The following is a 25,557-nucleotide window of genomic DNA, read 5'->3' as shown; positions in this document are numbered from 1 at the left end:
TCGATAGGGCCGCGGATATCGAGACGGCCCGGGAAAACAGAACGGCCGGTTGCTCGGACCCCCGCGCGGGTTCCGGGCAACCGGCCGCCAGCCAGAACGTCAGCTCACCGGGGAGGAGGCGCCGAGGCTGCTCAGGAGGTTGCTGATCAGCGGGATCAGCGAGCCCGCGCTACCGGTTCCCGTCGTGGTGGTGGTCGTCGTCGAGGGGTCGGAGACGGTGACATCCACCGGGCCGGAGGTCGGCACCGACTGGGAGCCGCCGCTCAGTACCACCCACAGGTGATGCGAGCCCGAGGTGGCCGGGGTCCACTGCACGGACGCCTGGGTGGAGCCCGAGGAGGTCGCCGAGCCGACCGACACCGTGGTGTTGGAGGCGTTGGTGTCGTACACGTTGGCGGTGACGCCGGGAACGCCGGTGATGATGTTGATGGTGTACGCCGTGCCGGTCTGGAAGTTGCTGCCGACCACGGTCATACCGTTGCTGGAGGTGTCCGCGGCGGCGAACGGGGCGGCGAGGGCGGCGGTGGCGGAGATGGCGGCGATGCCCGCAGCGCTCAGACCGAACCGGCGGATGTTCTTCATGTATCTGTTTCCTTACTTCGAAGACAAGCTACTCAGCGTGCCGATCAAATTGCCTAGCACCGGAGTGGCGTCTCCGCTACCGGAACCGGTATTACCGCGGAAAGCGATGACGACCACCCGAACCGGTCACGACAGCGAGGCAAACAGATAACCGACCGCCGGTTCAGTCCGGTTTCGTCAGCCGACCGAGGTAGCGGTGCCGCTGGCCGTCGAAGTGCCGTGGGCGCCCAGGCTGCTCAGAATGTTGTTGACGAGCGGGCCCAGGGTGGCCGAGCTGCTGCCGGTGCTGGTTCCGCCCGGGGTGGACGGGGGGCAGTTGGCATTCGAATCGGCCGCGGCGACCGGGGCGGTGAGGGCGACGGTGGCGGAGACGGCGGCGATGCCCACGGCACTCAGACCGAACCGGCGGATGTTCTTCATCAAACTGATCCTTACTCGGAAGACACGCTACTCAGCGTGTCGTTCGAATTGCCCGGCACCGGAAATGGGGGCACATTTCCCTACGGCGCAAAGCATTCCCCGCGAGGCGGAGTGATGCGAAATGGTAGTGTGTCAGATTGCGGGAAACAAGAGTGAAAATATTCCTGTGCAATTCCTGGGAACGCACGCCCCGCACCCGGCCATCGAGGGGGTGGCGCAGAGCCGTTCCGGCCGCGTGTTAGAGTCGTCAGGTTGTCTCGGCGAGGGTGCGGCACCCAATTGCCCACCGTGATCGACGCGGCTCGGCCTATACGGCCGTCCATGTTGGTCTTCGCCGACGAGCAGACCAACCTCAGCCAGGGCGGCCCCCGTCGCCTGGCGACACGCTGACATTACAGCCGGACGAGCCGTAGGGAGTAGACAGTCATGTCCGACGCCAACCTTCTCGAAGCCACCGTACGCACCGAGTTCGGTAAGGGCGCTGCCCGCCGTACCCGCCGCGACGGCAATGTCCCGGCCGTGCTCTACGGCCACAACGAGGAGCCGCAGCACCTGTCGGTGAACGCCCAGGCGTTCGCTGCCATCCTGCGTGAGCACGGCACCAACGCCGTCCTGAACCTCGACATCAACGGCAAGAAGCAGCTGGCGCTGACCAAGTCGGTCGTCGTCCACCCGATCCGCCGCTACATCGAGCACGCCGACCTGCTGATCGTGCGCCGCGGCGAGAAGGTCACCGCCGACGTGCTCGTCGCCCTGGTCGGCGATGCCGCCTCCGGCACCCTGGTCACCCAGGACGCCACCACCCTGTCCATCGAGGCCGAGGCGCTGAACATCCCCGAGTCCATCGAGGTCTCGATCGAGGGCGCCGAGGCCGGCACCCAGATCACCGCCGGCCAGATCGAGCTGCCGAAGGGTGTCACCCTGGCCGGTGACGCCGAGGCCCTGATCGTCAACATCATCGCCGCCCCGGCCGCCGCCGCCGAGGAAGAGGCCGCCGCTTCCGAGGAAGCCGCGGAGTAACTCCCTACTCCCACAACGGTTCTCGATGACCGAGGCAACGGCCGGGCCCGCGCTGGTGGTCGGTCTGGGTAATCCCGGATCCGAATACGAGCGCACCCGGCACAATGTCGGTTTCCTGGTCGCCGATGTGCTCGCGGAGCGCGTCGGCGGCCGTTTCACCGTGCACAAGAAGTCCGGCGCGGATCTGCTCGAGGCCCGCCTGGACGGGCGCAAGGTGCTGCTGGCCAAGCCGCGCACCTACATGAACCTGTCCGGGCGGCCCGTCGCGGCGCTGGCCAAATTCTTCTCCGTGCCCGCCACCGAGGTGATCGTCGTCCACGACGAGCTCGACCTCCCCTTCGGCGCCATCCGTCTCAAGCGCGGTGGCGGCGAGGGCGGGCACAATGGGCTGCGCTCCATCTCGCAGGCCCTCACCACCAAGGACTATCTGCGCGTCCGCTTCGGCATCGGCCGCCCGCCGGGCCGCCAGGATCCCGCGGACTACGTCCTCAAGCCCTTCTCCGCGCCGGAACGCAAAGAGGTTCCGGTGATCGTCGAGCAGACCGCCGACGCGGTCGAACTGCTGCTGCGCGTGGGCTTGGAAACCGCGCAGAACCAGCTGCACTGACGCACAACGCATTCGGCGCCGGGAAGTGACACGTTCGCTGTGGTGAGCAGCGACCCGATGCCGTCAGCCCATCGTGGCCGTCCCGTCCGAGCTGGGTTCGGTGCGCGGCGATTCCGCGGGTTCGCGGGCGATCAGCCCCCAGCGGCTCGAGGTCAGGCGCAGGCTGGGCAGATCCGACAGCGACAGCACCACCTCATAGGTGCGCTCGTATCCGGTGTGCGCGATGCGCCACTGCCCGTCGTCGCAGCGGACGTAGCGGTCCGTATAGAACGCCGCGCCGCGGAGCAGCATGTTGTGCCCCGGGATGAGGACGGTGTCGGCCAGGTACCAGGTGCCGGTCGCCTCGTCGCCGTGAACGTCGATTTCCGGGTGGTCGCAGCGGTGTTCGGTGATGACGTGCGGGCCCAGGGTGTTGCGCATGAAGGCCAGGAAGGCGTCGCGCGATTCGAACTGGAGGTACTCGCTGTAGGTGGCGGTGGCCTCCGGAATCATCGTGTCGGCGAACTCCTCCCACGCCTTCGTGTCGAGCGCGCGCAGGTAACGGAACTTCAGCCGGCTGATCGCCGCGACGGCATCGGAATCCATACCTTCAACCATCCCATCAGGTGTAGGAAACCTTCAGGGATCGGCACGGATTTGTACCAGATCGCTATCAGCCGGATACCGACTCAGCCGTTGATGCTGAAGCAGGTGTTGCAGAAATCCTCGCCGAACTCGGTCAGTCGCAGACTCTTTCGCACGATCTTGGGCACGCGACCGGCCTTCTTCAGCGCCTGCTCCACGACGGGCTGCACCTCGAGCACCATGTATCGCGACAAAACGACCGGATCTTCCGAGGTCATGGTGAGGCCGAGGCGGTTCAGATTGATCAGGTAGTGCCGGGCCCGGTCCGGGTAGCGGACGCCGGACTGCTCCGGAACCGAGGTCAGGTCCCCTGCGACCAGTTCGGAACCGATGCCCAGCGGCCGGTTGGTACGGACGTCCACCGACGGCTGCGGACCCTGCAGCGCCATGAAGCGCAGAATCCGGGCCTCGTCGGGGGCGAGCTGATCGAGGATCCGGTCGTAGGCCGGGTGCACGTCCTCGGTGAAATAGACGTCGGCAGACCGGGCCAGCAGCGCGTCGCCGCGCCGGCGCAGGTCCTCGTTGGTGACCGAGCGCACCAGGCCGTTGGTGATGGCCTGCTGCGGCGCGCCCATGGGAGTCGGTACGTAACTGACGATCTCGCGCACCGAACCCTCGGTGACACCGAGCGCGCTACGCGCGATGGACCGCAGCGCCGCCCCCGTGCGCTCGGCGATATCGGCCGACGACTCGCCGTCCAGCGCGGCCTGGGTCAGCTGTTTGGTGATCTCGAAGCTGGTGCCGACCGCCCACTCGGTCCCCCGCACCGCGGTGCCGACCGCCAGGCCGGCGGCCCGGAAGGCGCCGCGGATCAGCCGGGCCTCATTGCTGATCTGCCGCTTCTCCACATCCGAACTGCGTTCCACGGCACGGGGTCCCGGACGGGCCACGTCCTGCCCCGGGATCCTGTCTTCCGCCACGTCCATCTCCGAATATCGCCAGGTGAACACAATCGTCCACAGATTATTGCCCCCGACGGACCTTCGGGCACGTTGAACCCGCGAGCCAGACGAAGGTTACCCCAGTCCACGTCCGCCGCAGAACGACGCACATGACCCCCAACACGACCGCACAGCGCGCGATATGGATGTGGTCCGTGCCATTCTCGTGTTCCTATCGAGAGAGAGGAACATCGAGCCCGGCCAGTGTGACTGAGATCTCCGACTCAGACACTCCCCGCTGGACTCGATTCCTAAAGAACCAGTAAGGTCCGAACCGCCGAGGGGTTGTCAACGCCAACGGCGGTGCGTTGCGGGTCGGCAGGAGGGTGTCGTGCTGGAAAGTGTTTTTGGGGTGCGTCCGACCATCCTCTTGGAATTGATCACCATCCCGTTGTTCACGGGTGTGATCGGCTATATCACCAACTGGACCGGTGTGCTCATGCTGTTCAAGCCGATCCGGTTCCACGGATTCCGGCTGCCGGGGCTGGCGGCGTTGTTTCCATTGCTGCCCAAGCGCATTCAGGTGCTGCCGTTGCTGCAGTACGACGGCCGGATCGGCTGGCAGGGGATCGTGCCGTCGCGGGCGGACAAGATGGCCAGCATCGCGGTGGACAAAGGGCTGGCGAAACTCGGCAGCGTCGCGGATTTCTATCGGGAACTGGAACCCGACAAGCTCGCTGAACATTTTGTTGAAATTGCGGACCTTCAGATTCGCGACATTGTCGAGGACATCCTGAAGCGCGAACACCCGCAGCTCTGGTACAACCTGCCGACCGGTCTGCGTGAGATGGTGCACAGCCGCGTGCGCGAACAGTTGCCCGATATTCTCCGGGAACTCACCGATGAACTCGGCAAGAACATCGATCAGCTGCTGGACGTCAAGTCGATGACCATTCGCTACTTCCAGGCGCGGCCGCAGATGCTGAACTCCGTGTTCCAGGTGCTGGGCGCCAAGGAACTGCGATTCATGCAGAACTTCGGCTTCTACTTCGGTGCGCCCATGGGTCTGGTGCTGGTCGCCATCCTGCACTTCACCGGCTGGTCGTCGCTGGTGGTGCTGCCGGTCGGCGGGGTGATCATCGGCTGGGTGGTGAACTGGATCGGCATCAACCTGATCTTCGAACCGGCCTACCCGAAGTGGTGGTGCCCGTGGCGGCAGGGCCTGCTCATCAAGCGGCAGCCGGAGATCACCGAGGGGTACGCGGCCCTGGTGGCCAGCGAGATCATGACGGTCGCCAATATCGGTGACGAGCTGCTCAACGGTCCGCGTGCCGACCGCACCATGCAGATGCTCCAGGACACCCTCAAGCCGGCGGCCGACCGGGCGCTCGGACCGGCCCGATCGGTGGTCAAGTTCGCGCTGGGCAGCCGCGAGTACGACTCGCTGCAGGACACCTTCACCTCCGAGGCGATGACCATCGCGCCGATCGCCTTCGCCGACCCGGCCTTCAATGTGCAGCAGGGCAAGCAGGTGCAGGAGTACATCGCCAAACAAATGTCGGCGCTGCCCCCGCCGGAGTTCGTGGACATGCTGCGTTCGGCCATCAAACAGGACGAATGGCTTTTGTTCGTCCATGGCGGCGCGCTGGGCCTGTTCGCCGGTTACGCTCACCTCCTGATCTTCGGAACAGGAGTGGCCACCTCATGGATATGACCGACCCGTCCACCGGTGGGCGCGCCGAATCAGGTTCGGGCGAGGACGATCCCGCCGATACCGGCACCGACATCGCTGTTCGCCAGGCCGCGCCGCTGCCGGTGCCGATCGACACGACCGAGCGCCGGGGCGCGGCCGGGCCGGTGCGCGCCGCCACCGGGGTGGTGCGAGTGGCGATGTCGGCCGCGGTCGAGGCGAGCTTCTGGAGCCTGCAGACCGCGCTGGGCGTGACCTCGGTGGTGCTGCGCGGCAGCATGGCCGGGCAGCCGCCGCGCGAGATCCTCTCCGATGCCGGTGCGCAGGTGCGGCATTCGGTCCGGCAGGCGCTGGGCGTGACCGCGCCCGAGGCCGCCGAGATCGCCCCCGAGTCCAGTCCCGCCAGCGTGCTGCGCGCCCGCGGCGCCGAATTGCTGCGCCGCTCCGCCGATTTCCACACCGAGGACGACAACCACCATCACACCGCCTACGCCCGCATCCTGGGCGAGCTCGCGCCCGACGAGGCGCGCGTGGTGCGGCACCTGTACCTGGACGGGCCGCAGCCCGCGGTGGAGGTGAAGACCGGGCGGACCGCCTACCGTGGCGTTTTCAACCTGCTGGGCGAGGATGCGGCGCTGCGGTATCCGAACCGGATCGATGAATACCTGACGAATCTGGACCGGCTGGGCCTGATCGACATCACCCGCGAGGCACTGGGCAATCCGAACCGCTACCAGTTGCTCGAGGCCATGCCGGAGGTACGCCGGCTGCTCAAGCGAGCCAGCTTCGGCACCAAGGTGATGTACCGGACGATCGAATTGACCTCGTTCGGCGCTGGATTCACCCGCACCTGCCTCCCAGTCCCGTCCCTGGACCCGCAGGTGCTCGAACAGCACGGGTAAAGCTCCGGTTGCGCCCCGCGCAACGCGTATGCCAGGGCGACAACTGATTTCGTGACGGTTGGGGTAACTCACCGGGTACGTCCAAAATCGGTTCGCCCCCCAACCGCCGGCACGGATGCGTGGCGGATAACGACTACCGCAGCCCGCTGAAGGCTCGGGGAGGCGGGCTAGCCATTGTCGGCCAACTCGAGCCAGCGCTCCTCGGTGGCTTCCTTTTCCGCTTGTACCTGCTTGAGTTCCGCGCCGAGCGTGACCAGCTTGTCCGGCTCGGTGGCCGCCTCGGCCAGGGCCGCGTGCAGCTTGTCCTCGCGGTCGGTGAGTTTTTCCAGAGCGCGTTCCAGCTTGGCCAGCTCCTTGCGGGCCGCGCGGTAGGCGGCCGAATCCGTCGCCGGGGCGGCGGAATTCGCGCCGGCCGGGGACGCGGCCCTGACCGGAGCGGCCGTCTTGCCCGCGGTGAGGCCGGCGCGCTTGCGCAGATACTCCTCGATGCCGCCGGGCAGGTTGGTGAGCTTGCCGTCGCCGAACAGCGCCCAGGTGGAGTCGCAGATGCGCTCGATCAGGTAGCGGTCGTGGGAGATCACCACCAGGGTGCCCGCCCAGCCGTCGAGCATGTCCTCGAGCTGCTGGAGGGTGTCGATGTCGAGGTCGTTGGTGGGCTCGTCGAGCAGCAGCACATTGGGCTCGGCCATGAGGATGCGGGTCAGCTGCAGGCGGCGGCGTTCGCCACCGGACAGGTCGCCGACCGGGGTGCGCTGCTTGGCCGGGGTGAAGCCGAGCCGCTCGGCCAGCTGGCCGGCGCTGATCTCCTTGTCACCCAGCATCATGCGCTGCGCCACGTCCTGGACCGCCTCCAGCAAGCGCATGTTCAGCGGCAGGTCGTCGAGTTCCTGACGCAGCCAGCCGATCTTGACGGTCTGGCCCTGGATCCGCTTGCCGGACTTCGGGTCCGCGTCGCCGGCGAGCGCGCGCAGCAGCGTGGTCTTGCCCGACCCGTTCACGCCGACCAGGCCGACGCGTTCGCCCGGGGCGAGCCGCCAGGTCAGATCGGTCACCAGTTCCCGGCCGTCCGGGGTGGCGAGGGTGGCGTCCTCGAGCTCGATCACCACGCGGCCCAGGCGCTTTCGCGCGAAGGAGGCCAGCTCGACGGTGTCGCGCGGCGGCGGCACATTCGCGATCAGGGCCTCGGCGGCCTCGATGCGGTAGCGCGGCTTGGAGGTCCGGGCGGGCGCGCCGCGGCGCAGCCACGCGAGTTCCTTGCGGGCCAGGTTCTGGCGGCGGGCCTCGCTGGCGTCGGCCTGGCGGACACGTTCGGCACGGGCGAAGATCCAGTCGTTGTAGCCGCCCTCGTAGGTCTCGACCCGGCCGCCCTGCACCTCCCAGGTGCGGGTGGCGACGGTGTCGAGGAACCAGCGGTCGTGGGTGACGACCACCAGCGCGCTGCGGCGGTTCAGCAGGTGCTCGGCCAGCCACTGCACGCCCTCGACATCGAGGTGGTTGGTGGGCTCGTCGAGGACCAGCAGGTCGAGGTCGCGGACCAGGGCGGCGGCCAGGGCGGTGCGGCGGCGCTCGCCGCCGGAGAGGTTGGCCACGGGGGTGTCCATGCCGAGGTCGGCGATGCCGATGCCCTCGACCACGGACCGGATGCGCGGATTGGCGGCCCATTCGTGTTCGGCGACACCGTCGGTGCGCTGATCCTCGGCCAGGCCCGCGAGCACGACCTCGCCGACGGTCGCGCCCTCGGGCAGCATGCCGCGCTGGGTGACGACGGCCATGCGCAGATCACCGCGACGGCTGACGCGCCCCGAGTCGGGCTCCTCGATTCCGGTCAGCACTTCCAGCAGCGTGGTTTTGCCACCGCCGTTGAGACCGACGACACCGATCCGCTCCCCCTCCTGAACCCCGAGAGAGATTTTGTCGAGCAGCGGCTTGATACCGAAGCTCTTGGAGACCGCTTCCAGGTTGATCAGATTGGCCATGAATCCTCTGTGTCGTCGATGCTTGCCCTGGGCAAGCCTACCGAGCGACCGGGACCACCCCGATGTCAGCGCTTGGCGGCGTCCGGGGAATCGGTGATGCGGCGGGCGCCCGGGACCGGGCCGTGGGCGGTACGGACGCTGCGGCTGACTCCGGCGCCCGCGAGTTCGGCGGCGACGGTGACCGCGGCCTCCTCGCCCTCGCACAGGAAGGCGCAGGTCGGGCCGGAGCCGGAGACGATGCCCGCGAGGGCTCCGGCGGTGACGCCCGCGCGCAGGGTGCGGCGCAGTTCGGGTTTCAGCGAGAGCGCCGCGGCCTGGAGGTCGTTGCCGAGCAGCGGGGCGAGCTGTTTGGCCTCGCCGGAGGCCAGCGCCTGCAACAGCTCCTCCGGGCTGCCGAGTCGCGGCGGGTCGCCGACTTCGCGCAGGCGGTCGAGTTCGCGGAAGACGGCCGGGGTGGACAAGCCGTCCTTGGCCAGGGCCAGCACCCAGTGAAAGGTGTTGCGGGACAACACCGGCAGCAGTTCCTCGCCGCGGCCGCGGCCGAGGGCGGTGCCGCCGTGCAGGGAGAAGGGGACGTCGCTGCCGAGTTCGGCTGCGATATCGGACAATTCGGTGCGCCCGAGGCCGAGTTCCCACAGGTCGTTCAGACCGACCAGGGCCGCCGCGGCGTCGGCGCTACCGCCGGCCATGCCGCCCGCCACCGGAATGCCCTTGGTGATGGCGAATTCCACCAGCGGGGCGCGTCCGGCCATATCGGCCAGCTTGACGGCGGCCTGCCAGACCAGATTGCCGCGATCGGTGGGAACCTCGTCGGCCCCCTCACCGACAACCTTGACGCGTAGCGCCGAGGACGGCGAGATCTGCACGTCGTCGCTGAGCGATAACGCCTGGAACACCGTGGTGAGGTCGTGGTAGCCGTCCTCGCGCAGGTCGCCCACCCCGAGGTGCAGATTCACCTTCGCGGGCGCGCGCACGACGAGGGGGCTGGGCACAACTGAGAGCACGCGCACAGCCTAGTCGACAGATTTCCCGTTCGAATACTTGCGCAGGGTACCCATGGGGGGTATGTTTCTGGATGTCGGGGATACCCCCTCACCGTATGAACAGCGAGCGAAGGAGACCACCATGGCCACCAGCACCTACACCGTCACCGGCATGACCTGCGGCCACTGCGTCGGTTCGGTGCAGCAGGAGATCGGCAAGATCGACGGTGTCACCAGCGTGGATGTGGATCTCGCCACCGGCCTGGTCACCGTCGAGTCCGGCGCCGCGCTCGCCGACGCCGATGTGGTCGCCGCCGTCGACGAAGCGGGTTACGAGGTGACGGTGTGAACGATCGGCTGAAGTTCGCCGCCTTCGGCGGCGGACTGGTCGTCTTGTTCGGAGCCGCGCTCGGCATCGGCGCCCTGGTGGGCGACCGGTCCGGCGCGGCCCCGGCCGAGGCCGCCCCCGACCACAGTCGGCACGAAGCCGCCGCGGCGACGGGCCTGCAGGACAGCCTCTCCGGCTACACCCTCGGCGATATCAGCGCCCCCGCCGCCCCCGATCAGCAAGGCGCACTGCAATTCCGGATCACCGGACCGCAGGGCGCCGTCACCCGCTACGACGACCTGCACGAGAAGGACCTGCACCTGATCGTGGTCCGCTCGGACGCGAGCCAGTTCCGGCACGTGCATCCGACCCGGGCGGCCGACGGCACCTGGTCCATCGACTGGAAGTGGGCCGAACCCGGCAGCTACCGCGTGTTCGCCGACTTCTCCCCCGCCGGCGGGCCCGGCGAACTGGTGCTCAGCCGCACCATCGCGGTCGCGGGGAACGTGACCGGCAAGCCACTGCCGGCGGTCGCGAAGACCGCCGAGGTGGACGGCTACCGTGTCACCCTCGACGGTGACCTGACCACCGCGGGCAGCGAACTCACCTTCACCGTCACCCGCGACGGCAAGCCGGTGACCGATCTGCAGCCCTACCTGGGCGCGTACGCTCACCTGGTAGCGCTGCGGGCCACGGACCTGGCCTACCTGCACGTCCACCCCGAGGGCGAGGTCGGCAAGACCGCACCCGGCCCCGATGTCGTCTTCCACGCCGAAGCACCGAGTGACGGCAACTACCGCCTGTACCTGGACTTCCAGCACGGCGGCGCGGTGCACACCGCGGAATTCACCGACGAAGCATCCACTGCCGCATCCGATTCGGATGCGCCCGCCCACCACGGAGGAGGTCACTCATGAGCGCCCCGGCGCCCGAGCGTTCGATCGAACTCGATATCGGTGGGATGACCTGTGCCTCCTGCGCGGCCCGGATCGAGAAGAAGCTCAACCGCATGGACGGCGTCACCGCGTCCGTGAACTACGCGACCGAGAAGGCGAAGGTCAGCTTCCCGGAGTCGGTGACGACCGATGACCTGATCGCCAAGGTCGTCGACACCGGCTACACCGCCGCCGTGCACCACACCGAACCGGTGAAAACCGAGGCGGCCGAATCCGATTCGGCCCCGTCGGCGGCGGATCAGTTGCGGCACAGGCTGTTGGTGACGCTGGCGCTGGCCGTGCCCGTGGTCGCCATGGGCATGTTCCCGCTGCTGCAGTTCACCAACTGGCAGTGGCTGTCGCTGACCCTGACCGCGCCCATCGTGGTGTGGGGCGGGTCGCAGTTCCACCGGGCCGCGTGGGTGAACGCCAAGCACGGCGCGGCCACCATGGACACGCTGATCTCGCTGGGCACGCTGGCCGCCTTCGGCTGGTCGGTGTACGCGCTGTTCTGGGGCACGGCCGGCATGCCCGGCATGAAGCACCCGTTCATCCTGGCCATCGAGCGCGGCGACTCGTCGTCGGCGCTGTACTTCGAGGTGGCGGCGACGCTGATCACCGCGATTCTGGCGGGCCGCTACTTCGAGACCCGGTCCAAGGAGAAGGCGGGATCCGCGCTGCGGGCGCTGCTGGAGCTGGGCGCGAAGGACGTGTCGGTGCTGCGGGCCGGTGTCGAAACCCGCATCCCCGTCGGCGATCTGCGGGTCGGCGAGGAGTTCCTGGTTCGTCCCGGCGAGAAGGTCGCCACCGACGGTGTGGTGGTGAGCGGCAGTTCGGCGCTCGACATGAGCATGCTGACCGGCGAATCGGTGCCGGTCGAGGTGGGTCCCGGTGATCAGGTGGTGGGCGCGACCGTGAACGCGGGCGGCCTGCTGACCGTGCGCGCCACGCGGGTCGGCGCGGACACCCAGCTGGCGCAGATGGCGGCGCTGGTGGAGGAGGCACAGAACGGCAAGGCTCCCGTGCAGCGGCTGGCCGATCAGGTGGCGGGCGTGTTCGTGCCGATCGTCATCGCGATCGCGGTGGCGGCGCTGGGCTTCTGGCTCGGCACCGGCGCGGCCGTGGCGACCGCGTTCGGCGCGGCGGTGGCGGTGCTGATCATCGCCTGCCCGTGCGCCCTCGGCTTGGCCACGCCCACGGCTCTGCTCGTGGGCACCGGACGCGGCGCGCAGCTGGGCATCCTGATCAAGGGCCCGCAGGTGCTGGAGTCGACGCGGCGCATCGACACCGTGGTGCTGGACAAGACCGGCACCGTCACCACCGGCAAGATGACGCTCGCCGAGGCGATTCCGGGCGCCGGCGTGGATGCCGACGAGCTGCTGTCGGTGGCCGCGGCCGTCGAGCACGGCTCCGAGCACCCGGTCGCCAGGGCCGTGGTCGCCGGTGCGGCCGAGCGCGGACTCGACACCGAGCAGGTGGAGCAGTTCGTCAGCCACGGCGGCAAGGGTGTGCAGGGTCTGGTCGGCGAGCGGGCGGTGGTCATCGGACGCGTCGAGTTGCTCGAGGACTGGTCCATCGCGCTGCCGGAGTCCTTGGCGGACGCCAAGATCCGGGCCGAGCGGGCGGGCAGGACAGCCATTCTGGTGGCCTGGGACGGGCAGGCGCGCGGCGTGCTGGTCATCGCCGACGCGGTGAAACCCACCAGCGCCCAGGCGATCTCGGAGATGAAGGCGCTCGGCCTCACCCCGGTGCTGCTGACCGGCGACAATGCGGCCACCGCCCGCACGGTCGCGGATCAGGTGGGCATCGAGCAGGTCATCGCAGAGGTGCTGCCCAGCGACAAGCTGGACGTGGTCAAGCAGCTGCAGTACGAGGGCAAGGTGGTCGCCATGGTCGGCGACGGCGTCAATGACGCGGCCGCCCTGGCCCAGGCCGATCTGGGCCTGGCCATGGGCACCGGGACCGACGTCGCCATCCAGGCCGCCGATCTCACCCTGGTGCGTGACGACCTGCGCGCGGTGCCGACCTCGATCAAGCTGTCGCGGGCCACGCTGCGGACGATCAAGGGAAATCTGTTCTGGGCCTTCGGTTACAACGTGGCCGCCATCCCGCTGGCCGCCGCCGGCCTGCTGAACCCGATGCTCGCCGGCGCCGCCATGGCGCTGTCCAGCGTGTTCGTGGTCAGCAACAGCCTGCGACTGCGCCGCTTTCGCGGATGAGGGACACCGATCGCTCGTCCCGCGATACCGGCAGGGCCGCCCCGATCACCGGATCCGGGCGGCCCTGTCGCATCGTGTTGAATGGCGGGTGACCACCGCCGTCCCCTCGCGAGGAGCCCCGTTGACCACCATCGCCGAATACCTGGCCGCCGCCCAGATCGAGGCCGCCCCGGTCGACCCCGCAGCTCCCGGCGCCCCCAAGGTCGCCGTCGGCATTCCCGAAGGCTGGCAGCAGGTTCCGCCGAGCATGTTCCCCGGCTCCTACGGTGTCTGGACCCAGACCCCGGTGAACGGCTGGGCCGACAACGCGGTCGTCCTGGTCGCCACGTTCACCCCGCCCGTCGATGCCCGCGAACTGCTCACCCACGCCTTCGACGACGCCCGCCGGCTCCCCGGCTGGGAGGACCTCGAAACCGACACCACCGACTTCGAGGGCTGGCCGTCCGCCGGCATCACCGGCACCTACAACGTCGAGCAGCTCACCCTCTGGGCCTACAACCGCTACATCATCCTCGAGTCCGAGAACGGCCAGTACCTGGTCCAGCTCACCATCACCACCCGCAGCGACAGCGACGGCGCCGGCCCCACCACCTTGCTCCAGGGCCTGTCCATCTCGGCCTGACCCGCCGCCTAGCGCGGCTCGAGCTTGCTCGAGCCGCGCCTGCCGCGCAGCCGTCGAACCGCCCGGAATGCCAACCGGCCCAGCCCGATCAGCACGATCAGCAGCACGATGAAGGCGACCACCGGTACCGCCAGCGCCAAAATGGTGAGAGCCAGTGAGACTCCGTCCTCGGCGGTGGAAACCACTGGATTCCCCACGCCCACAGTCGTTCCCGTGACCAGCGGTCGCGCCACCGTCCGACCGGCATGGACGCTGCCCGCGGTGACGGCGCCCAGGACGGCGGCGACCGCGAGCGGCAGATGCGAGGACAGACTGGTCTCGGCCGTGAACAGGATCGCCCCCGACACCGGAGCCACGAGCGTCCCGACGCCGTGCAACACCGAATCCAAGGCCGGGATCTTGTCCCCCACGAGATCGAGCACCAACAGCACCGCGATACCGATCAACGCCGGGGTCGACGACAACCACCCGTACGAGCTCCCCAGATCGATCCACCCGGCCCGATCCGCGACCCCCACCACCAGCAGCGGCAGCCAAGCATTCAATCCCGCCGCCCCCGAGAGCCCGAAGGCCCCGAGAACCGCCCCTACAGCCGACGTGATCTCCATGCCCCCAGTGTGAGCGCCGAAGCCCCGGAGAGCCGGATACCACGATTGGCGAGTAGCGTGGAGTGGCGGTTTGCCGACCAGTTGCCTTATCCCCGCGGTATACGTGAGGAAGGACGAGAGTCATGAAGCGAGGCGCACTGAAGATCGCGGCAGCACCGATCCTGCCGTTGTTGGCATTCTTGGTACCGGCCGGTCCAGCGACTGCGGACCCGGTGAATTTCGATTCGGCTCAGGTCACCGGTTCCACGCCGGGGTGCTCGGGCACGGCCGACGCCCAGCTGTCGGCCAATCAGGGTCAAACCGGCGATAGCTTCGTCGACAGCTCGGCCACGGTGACGGTGAACTTCACCCCCGACACCAATACCCTCGACTCGTTGCTGGCATCGCCCGGAAGCTGCGAAGTCTCCACCACCGTCACCATGCAGAACCTGGACAACGGCACGAGCACGACCGAGACGAAAACCACCGAGTACGACAGCCATTACGGCTGGCACGCCGCCTTCTTCACCCTCGAAGGCTCGGGCCGGGTTTCCGCCCAGGTGAGCACGAACCCCAGCCCATCCGAGCTGACCATCGACGTCCCCGCACCGATCTGATCACGACCCAGCACACCCGGACAGACCGGGTGCCATAACCGCACGCTGCCGGCAAACCGCGAAGAATCCCGCACGTCGATCTTCCGCGTGACCGCGTCGACCGCTTCGGCCGGCGCGGTCACCCGTGGACGTGTGACGGAAATTCGCTCGACCGCGCCGACGGACTGATCACCCGAGTCTTCGGCTCATTCCTGCTGGGCGAGGCGGACGTAGGCGGCCGTGTCGAGGGTTTCACCGCGGGCGGTGGGCGCGATTCCGGCTGCGGTGAGGCGCTTTTCGGCTTCGGCGGCGGAACCGGCCCAGCCCGCGAGGGCGGCGCGGAGGGTCTTGCGGCGCTGGGCGAAGGCGGCGTCGATGACGGCGTAGACGCGCCGGCGGAAGGATTCGTCCTGGGGCCAGGGGGATTCGGGGAAGCGGTCGATGCGGACCAGTCCCGATTCGACCTGGGGTACGGGCCAGAAGATCTGGCGGCCAACGGTTCCGGCGCGGCGGACCGTCCCGAAGAAGCCCGCCTTGACGCTCGGCACGCCGTAGATGCGGCCGCCGGGAGTGGCGGCGAGGCGGTCGGCCACTTCCAGCTGCACCATGACGAGAGTGGTTCGGATGCTGGGGAATTCGGCCAGCAGATGCAGCAACACCGGTACGGCCACGTTATAGGGCAGGTTGGCCACCAGCGCGGTCGGCGCGGCGGGCAGGTCGGCGTGGGTGACCTTCATGGCGTCCATGGGGACGACGGTCAGCCGATCGGCGAGCTCGGGGGCGCGGGCGGCCGCGGTCTGCGGCAGGTGGGCCGCGAGGGTCGGGTCGATCTCGACGGCGATGACCCGGTCGACCACGTCGAGCAGCGCCAGGGTCAGCGAGCCCAGGCCGGGACCGACCTCGAGCACGGTGTCGTCGCGGTGGACGCCCGCGGTGGCGACGATGCGGCGCATGGTGTTGGCGTCGTGGACGAAATTCTGCCCGAGCTGCTTGGTCGGGCGGACGCCGAAACGCTCGGCCAGCTCACGCACTTCGGCGGGCCCCAGCAGGGCGGCTTTTCCACGACCGGCGACTTCGGGTTCGGACATTCTGGAAAACCTATCAAGCTGCGTGAATCACCCGGCACCCGGTCACACCGCGAGGGCGATGGCGCGCGGAGTCTAACACTGGAGTTAGCTATGCATTTGCCATCTCGCTCGTGCGGGCGTGGCGGCCGCGCGCGCCGGACCAAATCCGCCATGTCGCACGGTCTTTCACCAGGTATCCGAGTAGCGTCGCCCCCTGGGAACACAACCGTGAAGGAGAGTGCATGCCCGCTCGGCGGATTCGACGGCTCGTCCTGGGCGCGACGCTGCTGACCGCGGCGGTCACGCTGCCCGCGGGACCGGCGAATGCGGACACGGCCCCGGGACTGGACCGCTTCTACCACCAGACACTGGAGTGGAAGCCGTGCGACAACGCGGCCCTCGACACCGCCGGCGCGCGGTGCGCGGGCGTCCTGGTCCCGCTCGACTACAACAATCCCGACGGTCGCACGCTCACCGTCGCGATCTCCCGCATCGCCGCCACCGACCCGGCGCGCCGGCGTGGCATCCTGGTCACCAATCCGGGCGGTCCGGGCGGCGCCGGCCTGGCGATGACGGTCAACACCCAGAAGGCCATGACCGCGGATGTCCGCGCGCAGTACGACCTGATCGGCATGGACCCGCGCGGCATCGGCCGCTCCGACGCCGTCAATTGCACGATTCCGGTGCCCACCATGCTCTTCTCCGCCGGATTCGACGTGTTCGGCTATGCCCGCGACACCGCCGTGGCCGCGGCGCTGGCCACCGCGTGCGTGGCCACCGACCCGGAGAAGGCCCGCAAGATCACGACTCGCAATACCGCGCGTGACATGGACCTCATCCGAAGCCTGCTCGGTGAAAAGAAGCTCAACTACTTCGGCGCGTCCTACGGCACCTACCTGGGCGCGGTCTACACCCAGATGTTCGGCGACCACACCGACCGCATGGTCTTCGACAGTGCCGTCGACCCGGACCGCTACTACGTCGGGCTCTACCAGGACATGGGCGCGATCAACGAGTACGCCCTCGACGACTGGGCGAAATGGGCGGCCCGCCACGACGATCAGTACCACTTCGGCAGCACCCCGGAGGCGGTGCGCGCCTGGGTCGAGGACCTCATCCGGCGGTCCGCGGGTCACGAGATCTACGGCAGCGGGTACCTGGTCGACGAGCACACCATTCCCATGATGCTGCTGGCGCTGCTGCCGAACCCGCAGCTGAACCCCAATCTCGCCGAGGTGCTCACCATGGTGGCATCGGGCGTGGCGGGCGGCCCCATCGACATGGACGCGCTGAAGGCCAAGATCGTCGCCGTGGTGCCGCTGGAGGCTGCCGGCATGGCCGCCATCTTGTGCGGCGACAAGGCCGCGCCGCGCGATCCCGCCTGGTACTACGGCAATGTCGAGGCCGCGCGGCCGACGCAGCCGGTGTTCGGGGCATTCGCCAACAACATCACCGCCTGCGCCTTCTGGCCGGACCCGGTGGAACCGCCCACCGAGATCCACAATGCGACCTCGGTGCTGATCTTGGCCAATGTTCACGACACCCGCACCGCATACTCGGAAGCGCTTGCGCTGCACGCGGATCTGACCGGGTCCCGTCTGGTGACACTGGCGGACACCAGGATTCACGGCGCGTTCCGGCCGGACCTGAGCCCGTGCCTGAACAACATCGTGAACACCTACTTCGCCACCGGTGTCCGCCCGGACCAGGACGTCACCTGCGAACCCGATTTCGGCTGGTTCCCGAAGTAAGTCGTTGGGGGCCCGGGGTTTTCACCCCGAGCCCCCCGACGAGATCACGCGACCATCGTCACGGCACGGTGGGCGTGGCCAGGATCCGATCGCTGAACGCGCCGATGGCATCCCACATCTGCGGGTTCAACTGGACGTGGGTGCCGGTGCCGACCACCGTCTGGAAGTCCACGCCATTGGCGCTGAACTGCGCGGCCAGCGCCGCGTGCAGCGGGGACGGCACGGTGGTGTCATTGGTGTTGAGCAGCAGCAGGATCGGCGCGTTGTAGCCGTTGACCGGCACGACCATGTACTCGTTCATGGCGGCCTGGAATTCCGGGGTATCGAGCCGCCGCGACAGCATGTCACCGACGCCCATGCCGTCGACCACCTTCATGATGTCCGGCAGGCACAGGGTCTGCGACGCATCCACGGCCTGCTTCCCGCGCGGGGTGAGATAGCTGTCGACATCGACCTCGGGATGGGTGGCGCGCAGCCCGGCCAGCATGCTGACCACGAACGCGTTGACCGCGGTCCCGCCCTGACCGGGGATCTCCGGCACCCAGGGGCCGACGAACGGGGCGATCTTCTCCAGGTCCGATTCCGGGTCGACCGCGATGGCGCCGCGGAAGTCGAGGTCGGGGGTCTGTGACACCTGCAGGTGTGCGGTGCCCAGCGCCGCCTGACCGCCCTGTGACAAGCCGGTCACCGCCCAGGTGCGTGAAAGCGCCGGATTCGTGGCGCGGGCCGCCTTGACCAGGTCGATGGTGGCACCGGCCTCGGTGCTGATCTCCAGGTACGGGTGCGGGCCGGTGTCGAAGCGGCCCAGGCCGAGATAGTCCGGCGCGACCACGGCGAAGCCCTCGTTCACGAAGTACTGCAGCACCTGGTCTTCCCGCGGCCGGCTCACCTTCGAGTCGTCGGTCTGCCCGCCGCAGCCCGGCCCCATACCGGAGGTGCCGTGGTCGTAGGCCATGATCGGCCAGCCGCCCGCGGGCGCGGGACCGGACGGAACGAACAGCGCGCCACTGGCTTTCACCGGTTCGCCGTTGGAGCGGGTGGTCCAGTAGTCGATGATGGTGCCGTTCGGCAGGCCGCGGAAGCCGTCCGGTAGCGCGGTGGTGGCGAAGGTGGTGCCGGCCGTCTCGGCGTGGGCCGCGGTTCCCGGCAGGGCCGCCAGCGTGCCCGCCGACGCAATGGCCGCGGTGAAAATCCGTGTACGCCAACCAACCGATCGCATGAATCCTCCATCAGTTCCGACCCTATGACCATTCCGTTCGGGGCCCGAGTTTAACTATTTGAACGTATGACCAGTATGAGAAAGTTCTGGCAATCAGCTGATCGAGACGATGTCGGGCCCCCCATTGACGCGCCTTGAAACTTGTTCTAATTTCTCGCCATGTCGCGCAGATACGAAGGCCGCCGAGTACTTGTCACCGGAGCGGGATCGGGCATCGGACAGGGCGTAGCCCTGCGACTGCTCGAAGAAGGAGCCCACCTGGTCGCCGCCGATGTGAACGAGGCCGGACTGGCCGCCACCGTCGACGCCGTCCCCGCCGATCAGCGCGAACGCCTGCGCACCCTCACCCTCGACATCTCCGACCCGGTGGCGGTCCGCGCCGTCACCGCCGAGGCCCTCGAATTCCTCGGCGGCCTGGACGTTCTGGTGAACGCCGCGGGCATCCTGCGCGCCGCGCACACCCACGACATGCCCCTCGAGGACTGGAACAGGGTCATCTCGGTCAACCTGACCGGTACCTTCCTCATGATCCAGGCCGCGCTGCCCGCACTCATCGAATCCGGGCACGGCGTGATCGTGAACTTCTCCTCCACCTCGGCCTTCGGGTCCAATCCCTATATGGCCGCGTACTCCGCGTCGAAGGCCGGCGTCAACGCGCTCACCCACTCCATCGCGCTGGAATACGTGAAAAAGGGCCTGCGCGCGGTCAATATCGTGCCCGGCGGCATCAGCACCGGCATCACCTCCGGCCTGGAACTGCCCGCCGACGCCGACTGGACGCTCATGGCGCGGCTGCCCGGGTGGATCGAGGGCGGCGCGCTCGGCAAGCCCGAGGACATCGCGGGTGTCGTCGCCATGGCCGCCTCCGATGACGGCCGCTACATGACCGGCACCGAACTCCGCGTCGATGGTGGCGCACTGATGTAGGGACACCGCCCATTTCCATTCGCGACCGGTTGGTACGGAGTTAGGCTGACAAGCGCTTCAGCAGCTTCATAACCACGTTCCAGCGGACCGGACGGAGAGTTATGGGATACCGGCGGAGTTTCGGCGTGCTCATCGCAGCCGTGGCGTTGACGATCGCGGCAGGGTGTGGGTCGTCGAACGATACGGGGTCCAAGGAACCCGGATACGCCGCGACGTTGCGGCCCATCATCACCGAACTGATGAAGGACAACGCCATTCCGGGAGCGGTGGTGGTGGTCAAGTCGCCCAAGGACGGCGACTGGACCGCCACCTTCGGGACCGGGACCATCGGCAAGGACGATCCGATGACGGTGGACGACCACTTCCGGATCGGCAGCAATACCAAGACCATGACGGTGACGGTCCTCATGCAGCTCGCCCAGGAGGGCAAGCTCTCGCTCGACGATCCGATCGGCAAGTACTGGCCGGGCGTGCCGAACGGGGACCGCATCACCCTCACCCAGCTCGCCGAAATGCGCAGCGGCCTCTACAACTACACCTTCGACTACGACTTCAGCGCCGCGATCGACAAGGATCCGCAGAAGGTGTGGACCCCGGAGGAATTGCTGGCCATCGCGTTCGCGCACCCGGTCGATTTCCAGCCGGGCGAGAGATTCGAGTACTGCAACACCAACACCATCCTGCTGGGGCTGGTCATCCAGAAGGTCACGAATATGCCTGTGGCCGACAACTTCCGGCAGCGCATCTTCGAACCGCTCGGATTGAAGCACACGTCGTTCCCCGCGCCGGCGGACTCCTCGATGCCGGATCCGCATCCGCAGGGCTACGCCTTCGGCACCATGGTCTCCACCATCGACACCTTCGCGCTGCCGCCGGATCAGCAGGCCGCGGCGCTGGCGGGCACGCTGAAACCGGGCAACCAGACGACCTCGAGCCCGTCGTGGACCTGGACCGCGGGTGCGGCGATCTCGACGGTCGACGATATGACCACGTATACGAAGGCGCTCGTCGACGGCAAACTGCTCGACGCCAAGCTCCAGAAGATGCGGATGGACAGTATCCAGCCGATCGATCCGGCGAATCCGGCCATGGCCGGCTACGGCCTGGGCATCGTGCGATTCGGTGAGCATCAGTTCGGGCACGACGGCCAGATCCCGGGCTACATGACCTACATGGCGTCGGACCCGGACTCCGGCCTCACCATCGTGGTCGCCACCAACCTGGCGGCCGTCCCCTCCGGCGAAGGGTCGGCGCTGGTACTGGTGAAGGGCATGCTGCCCACCTTCTACGGCTCCGGCGCGGTGCCCGGACACGATCCGGCGCAACGTAATTCGGCCACGAACAACCCCGCGGCGTCCGTATCACCGACAGGTTCGACGCCATGGACGACACCGCGGTAATCATCGCGGGCGCCGGACCGGTCGGCCTGACCGCGGCGATCGAACTGCGCCGCCGCGGCGTGCCGTGCCGGATCGTCGACCCGTTGCCGGCACCTCCGCAGTACGCGAAAGCCGTTGGCATCCAACCGCGTGCGCTGGAAGTGTTCGAGCAGATGGGGGTGCTGCGCCGGATCCTGGACGCGGCCATCCAACTGCACGGGCAACTGGCCTTCGTCAATGGCGAGCCGGGCCCGCGCATCGAGCTGACGCTGCCGCCGGATGTGCCGTTCGGATTCGTCGGCCTGCCGCAGTACGAGACCGAGCGAATTCTGCGGGACCGGCTCGCCGCGCTGGGCGGCGCCGTCGAACGCGGTACGCGGGTCGCGGCTTTCGAGCAGGACGCCGACGGGGTCACCGTGACACTCGCGAGCGAAACGGGTGAGAAGACCACGCGGGCAAGCTATCTCGTCGGCTGCGACGGCGCACACAGCACGATCCGCAAGGCGCTGGGTCTCTCCTTCGAGGGCGCGGCCTTCACCGAGCACTACATGCTCGGGGACGTGGAACTGAGCTGGTCGATGCCGCGCGGCTACAACATCCGCGCGAGCCACCAGACCGACGGCGTCACCGACGATCTGCTGGTCTGCATCCCGCTCCCCGGCCGGCACCGGTACCGCATCTCCATGCTCCTCCCCGACGGCCGGACACCCGACCGGGCGACCGGCGACGACGACGTCGAGCACGGCTTCACCACCGGGTGGACACCCGATCTACCCGATCTGCAAGCGGTCGTCGACCGCCTCGCCCCCGAGCCGACGCAGGTGTCGAACCTGCGCTGGTCCTCGGTCTTCCGGATCAGCCACCGCATCGTCGATTCCTACAGTCGCGGAAGGGTTTTCGTGGCGGGCGACGCCGCCCATATCCACCCGCCCACCGGCGCCCAGGGCATGAACACCGGCATCCAGGACGCCCACAATCTGGCCTGGAAACTGGCCCTGGCGCTCACCGGCGACGCCTCCGCCACCCTGCTCGACTCCTACGATGCCGAACGCCGCCCGGTGGGCGAGGAGGTCGTCGGCCGCACGGTCCGCAGCGCCCGCGAGGGCATCGGGGCGGACTCCACCGACCCCGGCTACGTCCTGCGCCGGGAGGCCCAGCTGCTCATCGACTACGCCGGCAGCCCGATCGTCGCGCTGTCCCCGCCCGGCGAGCCCGCCCCGCTCGCGGGCGCCCGCGCCCCCGACGCCCGCGGCCTGACCCGCGACGCCGTCGCCTTCGACTTCCGGCTGCTGCCCCTCATCGACGGCACCGCCCACACCCTGCTGCTCTACGCGGACGACACCACCACCGATCACGACCTGCGCGACCTGGAACAGCTGGCCGTCACCGCGACCGCCACGGCCCACGGCCACCTGGACGCCTACCTGATCGCCGCACCCCGGGCCGGCGCGGCCGCGACCAGCCTCCCCCTGATCCGCGACACCGCAGGCGAATTCGCCCGGGCCTACCGCGCGGGCCACGGATCGGCCTTCGTCATCCGTCCCGACGGCTACCTGGGCTTCGCCCGCCGCCCGGCCTCCACCCCCGACCTCGTCGACCACCTCGAATCCACCTTCCGGTGACCCTGCGCCTTGGCGTCGAGCGCCGATCACCCGGACGGCCGATACTTCCGTTCGGTAACAACAGGACTCGCGTTGCCGACATGCCCGGTGGCAGTAACCACTACGCAAGGGAGATGCGACATGGGTTCCGCAGACCTGATGAGCTGGCTGGCCGAGGGCTACCTCAACGGTGATCCGATCCGCTACCCGCTCTATGTCGGGTTGATGTTCCTCAGCATGCCGTTCCAGTTGCTGTCCACGCTGTCGGGACAGCCCTTCTAACCGATGCCGAGCCGCGATGTGCAGGCCGGCCACGCGCCCCAACCCTGGCGGGCGCGCGTCACTTCGGCGATGGCGATCTGTTCCTCGCGGGTCGCGAGGTCGGCGCGCGGGGCGTAGCGGGTGCCGCCCTGACGCTCCCAGGTGTTCTGGTCGAACTGGATGCCCCCGAAGAAGCCGTTGCCCGTATTGATGGCCCAGTTGCCGCCGGATTCGCATTTGGCCAGGGCATCCCAGGTGGTGCCGTTCTGCACGTCCGGAACCTCGGTGCCGGGCTTGGCGCCCTTGCGCACGGTCTTGGGCTGCGCGGGCACGATCACGGTGGACTTGATCGGATCCTTGCCCGCCTCATGGCCGTTCACGATGGAGACCGCGAAAGTCACGTCCTGCGTGCCGGGTACGCCCGGATTCTCGACGATCGTACGGCTCATATTGAGCGTCTGATCCTCGATGATGTTCTCCGGCGGATCCAGCGGCACCCGCTCGGTGCGGTTCTCCACGATCTTGCGGGTGACGGTGATCTTCATCCCGTCGGTGAGCGGGGTGCTCGCGACCGGTTCCACGGAGTCCTGATTGACCAGTGGGCGGCCCTGCGTCTGGAGCAGCTCTCCGATGGTCGGGGCGGCGAGGCGGACCAGCGAGGCGGGCGCGCCGTTGTCGCTGAGTTCGACGGTGCGCGGATTGGTGATGAGCAGTTGCGCGCCCGCGAGTGGCAGCGGGGTCGGGCGCGCGGGCGAGGTGAAGACGTCGCCGGGCAGGTTGAGCTTGGTGACCGCCTCGGCCACGGTGAGCGCGGTGGTCCACGCCTTGGAGGGCGTGCCGTCGACGATGAGCGAGACCTCACGGGCCCGGTTCAGCGTGATGGTGGATCCGTCGCTGATATGCGCTCCGGCGGAAGGGGATACGTCATCGCGGTTGGTGATCGCGTACCCGGCGTCCTTGAGCGCGCCGCGGACGTCCCCGCGCATGGTGGATTCGGCGAACTGCTTGCCATCGACGACGAAGGTGATCTGCTTCTTGCTCATGATGGCAACGCCGGCGCCGAAGATGAGCGTGACGAGCATCGCCGCGATAGCCCCGTACAGCATCGGGGAACGCGACGAGTTGATCTTCGTCAATGCGTGCATCGGAAATCCCGGCATGGTCACAGTACGATAACGAGGGGGTCCGGGATTGACAACCACTCCCGGTGGAACTGCGGGGACGAAAATTACGACCCGATATCGAACCGCAGGTAAATCACGATCGCGCTAGATCATAGTGAGCTGCGGCACATCCGGCGACCCAAAGCCCGGTGTCCGATCCCCGACAGCGACAACTGATTTCGCAGCGCTGAGGGTAACTCGCCGGGTACGACCGAAATAGGTTCACCACCCGACCGCCGACACGGGTGCGGTACCCGCGACGGCACCGGAGCCGGGCGCTGAAATCCCGGAGAGGCGGAACAGTAGCTCAGATTCCGTAGACCCGGCGGGCATTGGCGGTGGTGATCTTGGCCAGCTGCACCGGATCCTGTTCGCGCAGTTCGGCCAGCGCGCGCAGCGTGTACGGCAGCATGTACGACTCGTTCTGCGCGCCCCGGAACGGATGCGGAGTCAGGAACGGCGCATCCGTTTCGACCAGAATCAGTTCGTCCGGAACGAGTTTCGCGGCCTCGCGCAATTCGTGCGCGTTCTTGAAACTGACCGTGCCCGAGAAACTGAGCACATAGCCCTCCTCCACACAGGCCATCGCCATGTTCGCGTCGGAGGAGAAGCAGTGGAAGATCACGGTTTCCGGCGCGCCCTCGTCCAGCAGCACCGCCAGCAGGTCGTGATCGGCCTCCCGGTTGTGGATCATGAGCGGCTTGCCCAGCCGCTTGGCCAGGTCGATGTGCCAGCGGAAGCCCTCGACCTGATCCTCGATCTCGGCGCAGCCGTCCAGCTTGCCGGGCCAGTAGTAGTCCAGCCCGGTCTCCCCCACCGCGACCACCCGCGGATCGGCGGCCAGCTGCTCGAGCTCGGCCTTGGCGGCGTCGTCGAGGTGGTTGGCGCGGGTCGGGTGCAGCGCGACCGCGGCGTAGACCCGGTCGTCCCAGTGCGCGGCGCGGACCGCGAAGCGCGCGGCCTCGAGGTCGTCGGCAACCGTCACCAGCTCCCGCACACCCGCCGCGCGGGCCCGCTCCACCAGGGCCGCAACCGATTCCGGATCGGTGGCCCCGCAGGCATCGATGTGGGTGTGCGCGTCGATGAGCGGCGACAGCGGCTCGGGCGGCTCAGGTGCAGGTCGGCGACTGGTCATGCCCATCCCCCGAAAGAAAGACGGGCGGCACCTGCCATGGGGATATTCACGCGAGCGACGTAGGACACGCAGATAGAGTAGA

The 25,557-nt window shown here is 68.2% G+C and carries 25 protein-coding genes; 14 read left to right on the top strand and 11 right to left on the bottom strand.

The window, feature by feature from the left end; all coding sequences use genetic code 11:
- Nucleotides 1–99 precede the first annotated feature (99 nt).
- Nucleotides 100–582: a hypothetical protein gene (locus ACWEQQ_RS21245; protein WP_452349391.1), complete on the bottom strand. Its 483-nt coding sequence runs from the start codon at nt 580–582 to the stop codon at nt 100–102.
- A gap of 177 nt (nt 583–759) precedes the next feature.
- Nucleotides 760–1,002, bottom strand: coding sequence for a hypothetical protein (locus tag ACWEQQ_RS21240; RefSeq protein ID WP_452341436.1), 243 nt, complete (start codon nt 1,000–1,002; stop codon nt 760–762).
- Between the two features lie 426 nt (nt 1,003–1,428).
- Between ACWEQQ_RS21240 and ACWEQQ_RS21235 the strand changes: the two genes are divergently transcribed.
- Together ACWEQQ_RS21235 and pth are read left to right on the top strand one after the other, a co-directional pair.
- The gene (locus ACWEQQ_RS21235; RefSeq protein WP_452341435.1) at nt 1,429–2,022 is read left to right on the top strand and encodes a 50S ribosomal protein L25/general stress protein Ctc; all 594 of its coding nucleotides are present in this window, start codon (nt 1,429–1,431) and stop codon (nt 2,020–2,022) included.
- 25 nt (nt 2,023–2,047) lie between these two features.
- The gene (gene pth, locus ACWEQQ_RS21230) at nt 2,048–2,629 is read left to right on the top strand and encodes an aminoacyl-tRNA hydrolase (protein WP_354836056.1); all 582 of its coding nucleotides are present in this window, start codon (nt 2,048–2,050) and stop codon (nt 2,627–2,629) included.
- Nucleotides 2,630–2,692: 63 nt separating this feature from the next.
- Here the strand turns inward: pth and ACWEQQ_RS21225 are convergent, their stop codons facing one another.
- On the bottom strand, nt 2,693–3,214 hold the full coding sequence (locus ACWEQQ_RS21225) for a nuclear transport factor 2 family protein (RefSeq protein ID WP_452341434.1): 522 nt from the start codon (nt 3,212–3,214) through the stop codon (nt 2,693–2,695).
- Between the two features lie 83 nt (nt 3,215–3,297).
- Nucleotides 3,298–4,179, bottom strand: coding sequence for a DUF4393 domain-containing protein (locus ACWEQQ_RS21220; protein ID WP_452349519.1), 882 nt, complete (start codon nt 4,177–4,179; stop codon nt 3,298–3,300).
- A 346-nt stretch (nt 4,180–4,525) separates the two neighbouring features.
- Here ACWEQQ_RS21220 and ACWEQQ_RS21215 point away from each other — a divergent pair, with 346 nt between their 5' ends.
- Nucleotides 4,526–5,848: a hypothetical protein gene (locus ACWEQQ_RS21215; protein WP_354836062.1), complete on the top strand. Its 1,323-nt coding sequence runs from the start codon at nt 4,526–4,528 to the stop codon at nt 5,846–5,848.
- Complete coding sequence (locus ACWEQQ_RS21210) at nt 5,839–6,726, top strand: Abi-alpha family protein (RefSeq protein ID WP_452349390.1); 888 nt, start codon at nt 5,839–5,841, stop codon at nt 6,724–6,726. Before ACWEQQ_RS21215 ends, ACWEQQ_RS21210 begins: the two co-directional genes overlap by 10 nt.
- A 167-nt stretch (nt 6,727–6,893) precedes the next feature.
- On the opposite strand, the gene ACWEQQ_RS21205 is transcribed toward ACWEQQ_RS21210, so the two are convergent.
- Both ACWEQQ_RS21205 and ACWEQQ_RS21200 read right to left on the bottom strand, forming a co-directional pair.
- The gene (locus ACWEQQ_RS21205; RefSeq protein WP_452341430.1) at nt 6,894–8,702 is read right to left on the bottom strand and encodes an ABC-F family ATP-binding cassette domain-containing protein; all 1,809 of its coding nucleotides are present in this window, start codon (nt 8,700–8,702) and stop codon (nt 6,894–6,896) included.
- A 65-nt stretch (nt 8,703–8,767) separates the two neighbouring features.
- The gene (locus ACWEQQ_RS21200; protein ID WP_452349389.1) at nt 8,768–9,706 is read right to left on the bottom strand and encodes a 4-(cytidine 5'-diphospho)-2-C-methyl-D-erythritol kinase; all 939 of its coding nucleotides are present in this window, start codon (nt 9,704–9,706) and stop codon (nt 8,768–8,770) included.
- A 121-nt stretch (nt 9,707–9,827) separates the two neighbouring features.
- On the opposite strand from ACWEQQ_RS21200, the gene ACWEQQ_RS21195 reads away from it, so the two are divergent.
- From ACWEQQ_RS21195 to ACWEQQ_RS21180, 4 genes are all read left to right on the top strand, one after another.
- Entirely contained in the window at nt 9,828–10,034 is a 207-nt protein-coding gene (locus ACWEQQ_RS21195) for a heavy-metal-associated domain-containing protein (RefSeq protein WP_452349388.1), read from the top strand.
- Nucleotides 10,031–10,930, top strand: a complete 900-nt coding sequence (locus tag ACWEQQ_RS21190; RefSeq protein ID WP_452349387.1) for a hypothetical protein — start codon at nt 10,031–10,033, stop codon at nt 10,928–10,930. The genes ACWEQQ_RS21195 and ACWEQQ_RS21190 overlap by 4 nt, the downstream gene beginning before the upstream one ends.
- The gene (locus ACWEQQ_RS21185) at nt 10,927–13,167 is read left to right on the top strand and encodes a heavy metal translocating P-type ATPase (RefSeq protein WP_452349386.1); all 2,241 of its coding nucleotides are present in this window, start codon (nt 10,927–10,929) and stop codon (nt 13,165–13,167) included. Before ACWEQQ_RS21190 ends, ACWEQQ_RS21185 begins: the two co-directional genes overlap by 4 nt.
- 121 nt (nt 13,168–13,288) lie before the next feature.
- Entirely contained in the window at nt 13,289–13,789 is a 501-nt protein-coding gene (locus ACWEQQ_RS21180) for an LpqN/LpqT family lipoprotein (RefSeq protein WP_452349385.1), read from the top strand.
- A gap of 8 nt (nt 13,790–13,797) precedes the next feature.
- Here the strand turns inward: ACWEQQ_RS21180 and ACWEQQ_RS21175 are convergent, their stop codons facing one another.
- Entirely contained in the window at nt 13,798–14,397 is a 600-nt protein-coding gene (locus ACWEQQ_RS21175; RefSeq protein WP_452349384.1) for a DUF4126 domain-containing protein, read from the bottom strand.
- A 122-nt stretch (nt 14,398–14,519) separates the two neighbouring features.
- On the opposite strand from ACWEQQ_RS21175, the gene ACWEQQ_RS21170 reads away from it, so the two are divergent.
- Complete coding sequence (locus ACWEQQ_RS21170; RefSeq protein WP_452341424.1) at nt 14,520–14,993, top strand: hypothetical protein; 474 nt, start codon at nt 14,520–14,522, stop codon at nt 14,991–14,993.
- Between the two features lie 185 nt (nt 14,994–15,178).
- Here ACWEQQ_RS21170 and rsmA read toward each other — a convergent pair whose 3' ends face one another.
- The gene (gene rsmA / locus ACWEQQ_RS21165) at nt 15,179–16,060 is read right to left on the bottom strand and encodes a 16S rRNA (adenine(1518)-N(6)/adenine(1519)-N(6))-dimethyltransferase RsmA (RefSeq protein WP_354836082.1); all 882 of its coding nucleotides are present in this window, start codon (nt 16,058–16,060) and stop codon (nt 15,179–15,181) included.
- Nucleotides 16,061–16,281: 221 nt separating this feature from the next.
- Here rsmA and ACWEQQ_RS21160 point away from each other — a divergent pair, with 221 nt between their 5' ends.
- The gene (locus tag ACWEQQ_RS21160) at nt 16,282–17,790 is read left to right on the top strand and encodes an alpha/beta fold hydrolase (protein ID WP_452349383.1); all 1,509 of its coding nucleotides are present in this window, start codon (nt 16,282–16,284) and stop codon (nt 17,788–17,790) included.
- Between the two features lie 58 nt (nt 17,791–17,848).
- Here the strand turns inward: ACWEQQ_RS21160 and ACWEQQ_RS21155 are convergent, their stop codons facing one another.
- Nucleotides 17,849–19,009: an alpha/beta fold hydrolase gene (locus tag ACWEQQ_RS21155; RefSeq protein WP_452349382.1), complete on the bottom strand. Its 1,161-nt coding sequence runs from the start codon at nt 19,007–19,009 to the stop codon at nt 17,849–17,851.
- A gap of 159 nt (nt 19,010–19,168) precedes the next feature.
- On the opposite strand from ACWEQQ_RS21155, the gene ACWEQQ_RS21150 reads away from it, so the two are divergent.
- From ACWEQQ_RS21150 to ACWEQQ_RS21135, 4 genes are all read left to right on the top strand, one after another.
- Complete coding sequence (locus ACWEQQ_RS21150) at nt 19,169–19,936, top strand: SDR family NAD(P)-dependent oxidoreductase (RefSeq protein WP_379397513.1); 768 nt, start codon at nt 19,169–19,171, stop codon at nt 19,934–19,936.
- Between the two features lie 125 nt (nt 19,937–20,061).
- On the top strand, nt 20,062–21,336 hold the full coding sequence (locus ACWEQQ_RS21145) for a serine hydrolase domain-containing protein (RefSeq protein ID WP_452349381.1): 1,275 nt from the start codon (nt 20,062–20,064) through the stop codon (nt 21,334–21,336).
- The gene (locus ACWEQQ_RS21140; protein WP_452349380.1) at nt 21,318–22,937 is read left to right on the top strand and encodes an FAD-dependent monooxygenase; all 1,620 of its coding nucleotides are present in this window, start codon (nt 21,318–21,320) and stop codon (nt 22,935–22,937) included. Before ACWEQQ_RS21145 ends, ACWEQQ_RS21140 begins: the two co-directional genes overlap by 19 nt.
- 120 nt (nt 22,938–23,057) lie before the next feature.
- On the top strand, nt 23,058–23,198 hold the full coding sequence (locus ACWEQQ_RS21135) for a hypothetical protein (protein ID WP_354836094.1): 141 nt from the start codon (nt 23,058–23,060) through the stop codon (nt 23,196–23,198).
- On the opposite strand, the gene ACWEQQ_RS21130 is transcribed toward ACWEQQ_RS21135, so the two are convergent.
- Both ACWEQQ_RS21130 and ACWEQQ_RS21125 read right to left on the bottom strand, forming a co-directional pair.
- Complete coding sequence (locus ACWEQQ_RS21130) at nt 23,195–24,322, bottom strand: transglycosylase family protein (protein ID WP_452349379.1); 1,128 nt, start codon at nt 24,320–24,322, stop codon at nt 23,195–23,197. The genes ACWEQQ_RS21135 and ACWEQQ_RS21130 overlap by 4 nt on opposite strands.
- 325 nt (nt 24,323–24,647) lie before the next feature.
- Entirely contained in the window at nt 24,648–25,475 is an 828-nt protein-coding gene (locus tag ACWEQQ_RS21125) for a TatD family hydrolase (RefSeq protein ID WP_452341417.1), read from the bottom strand.
- Nucleotides 25,476–25,557: the final 82 nt, after the last annotated feature.

This window comes from Nocardia sp. NPDC004123 (genome assembly GCF_053603795.1).
This window is presented reverse-complemented; position numbering and strand designations above follow the sequence as displayed.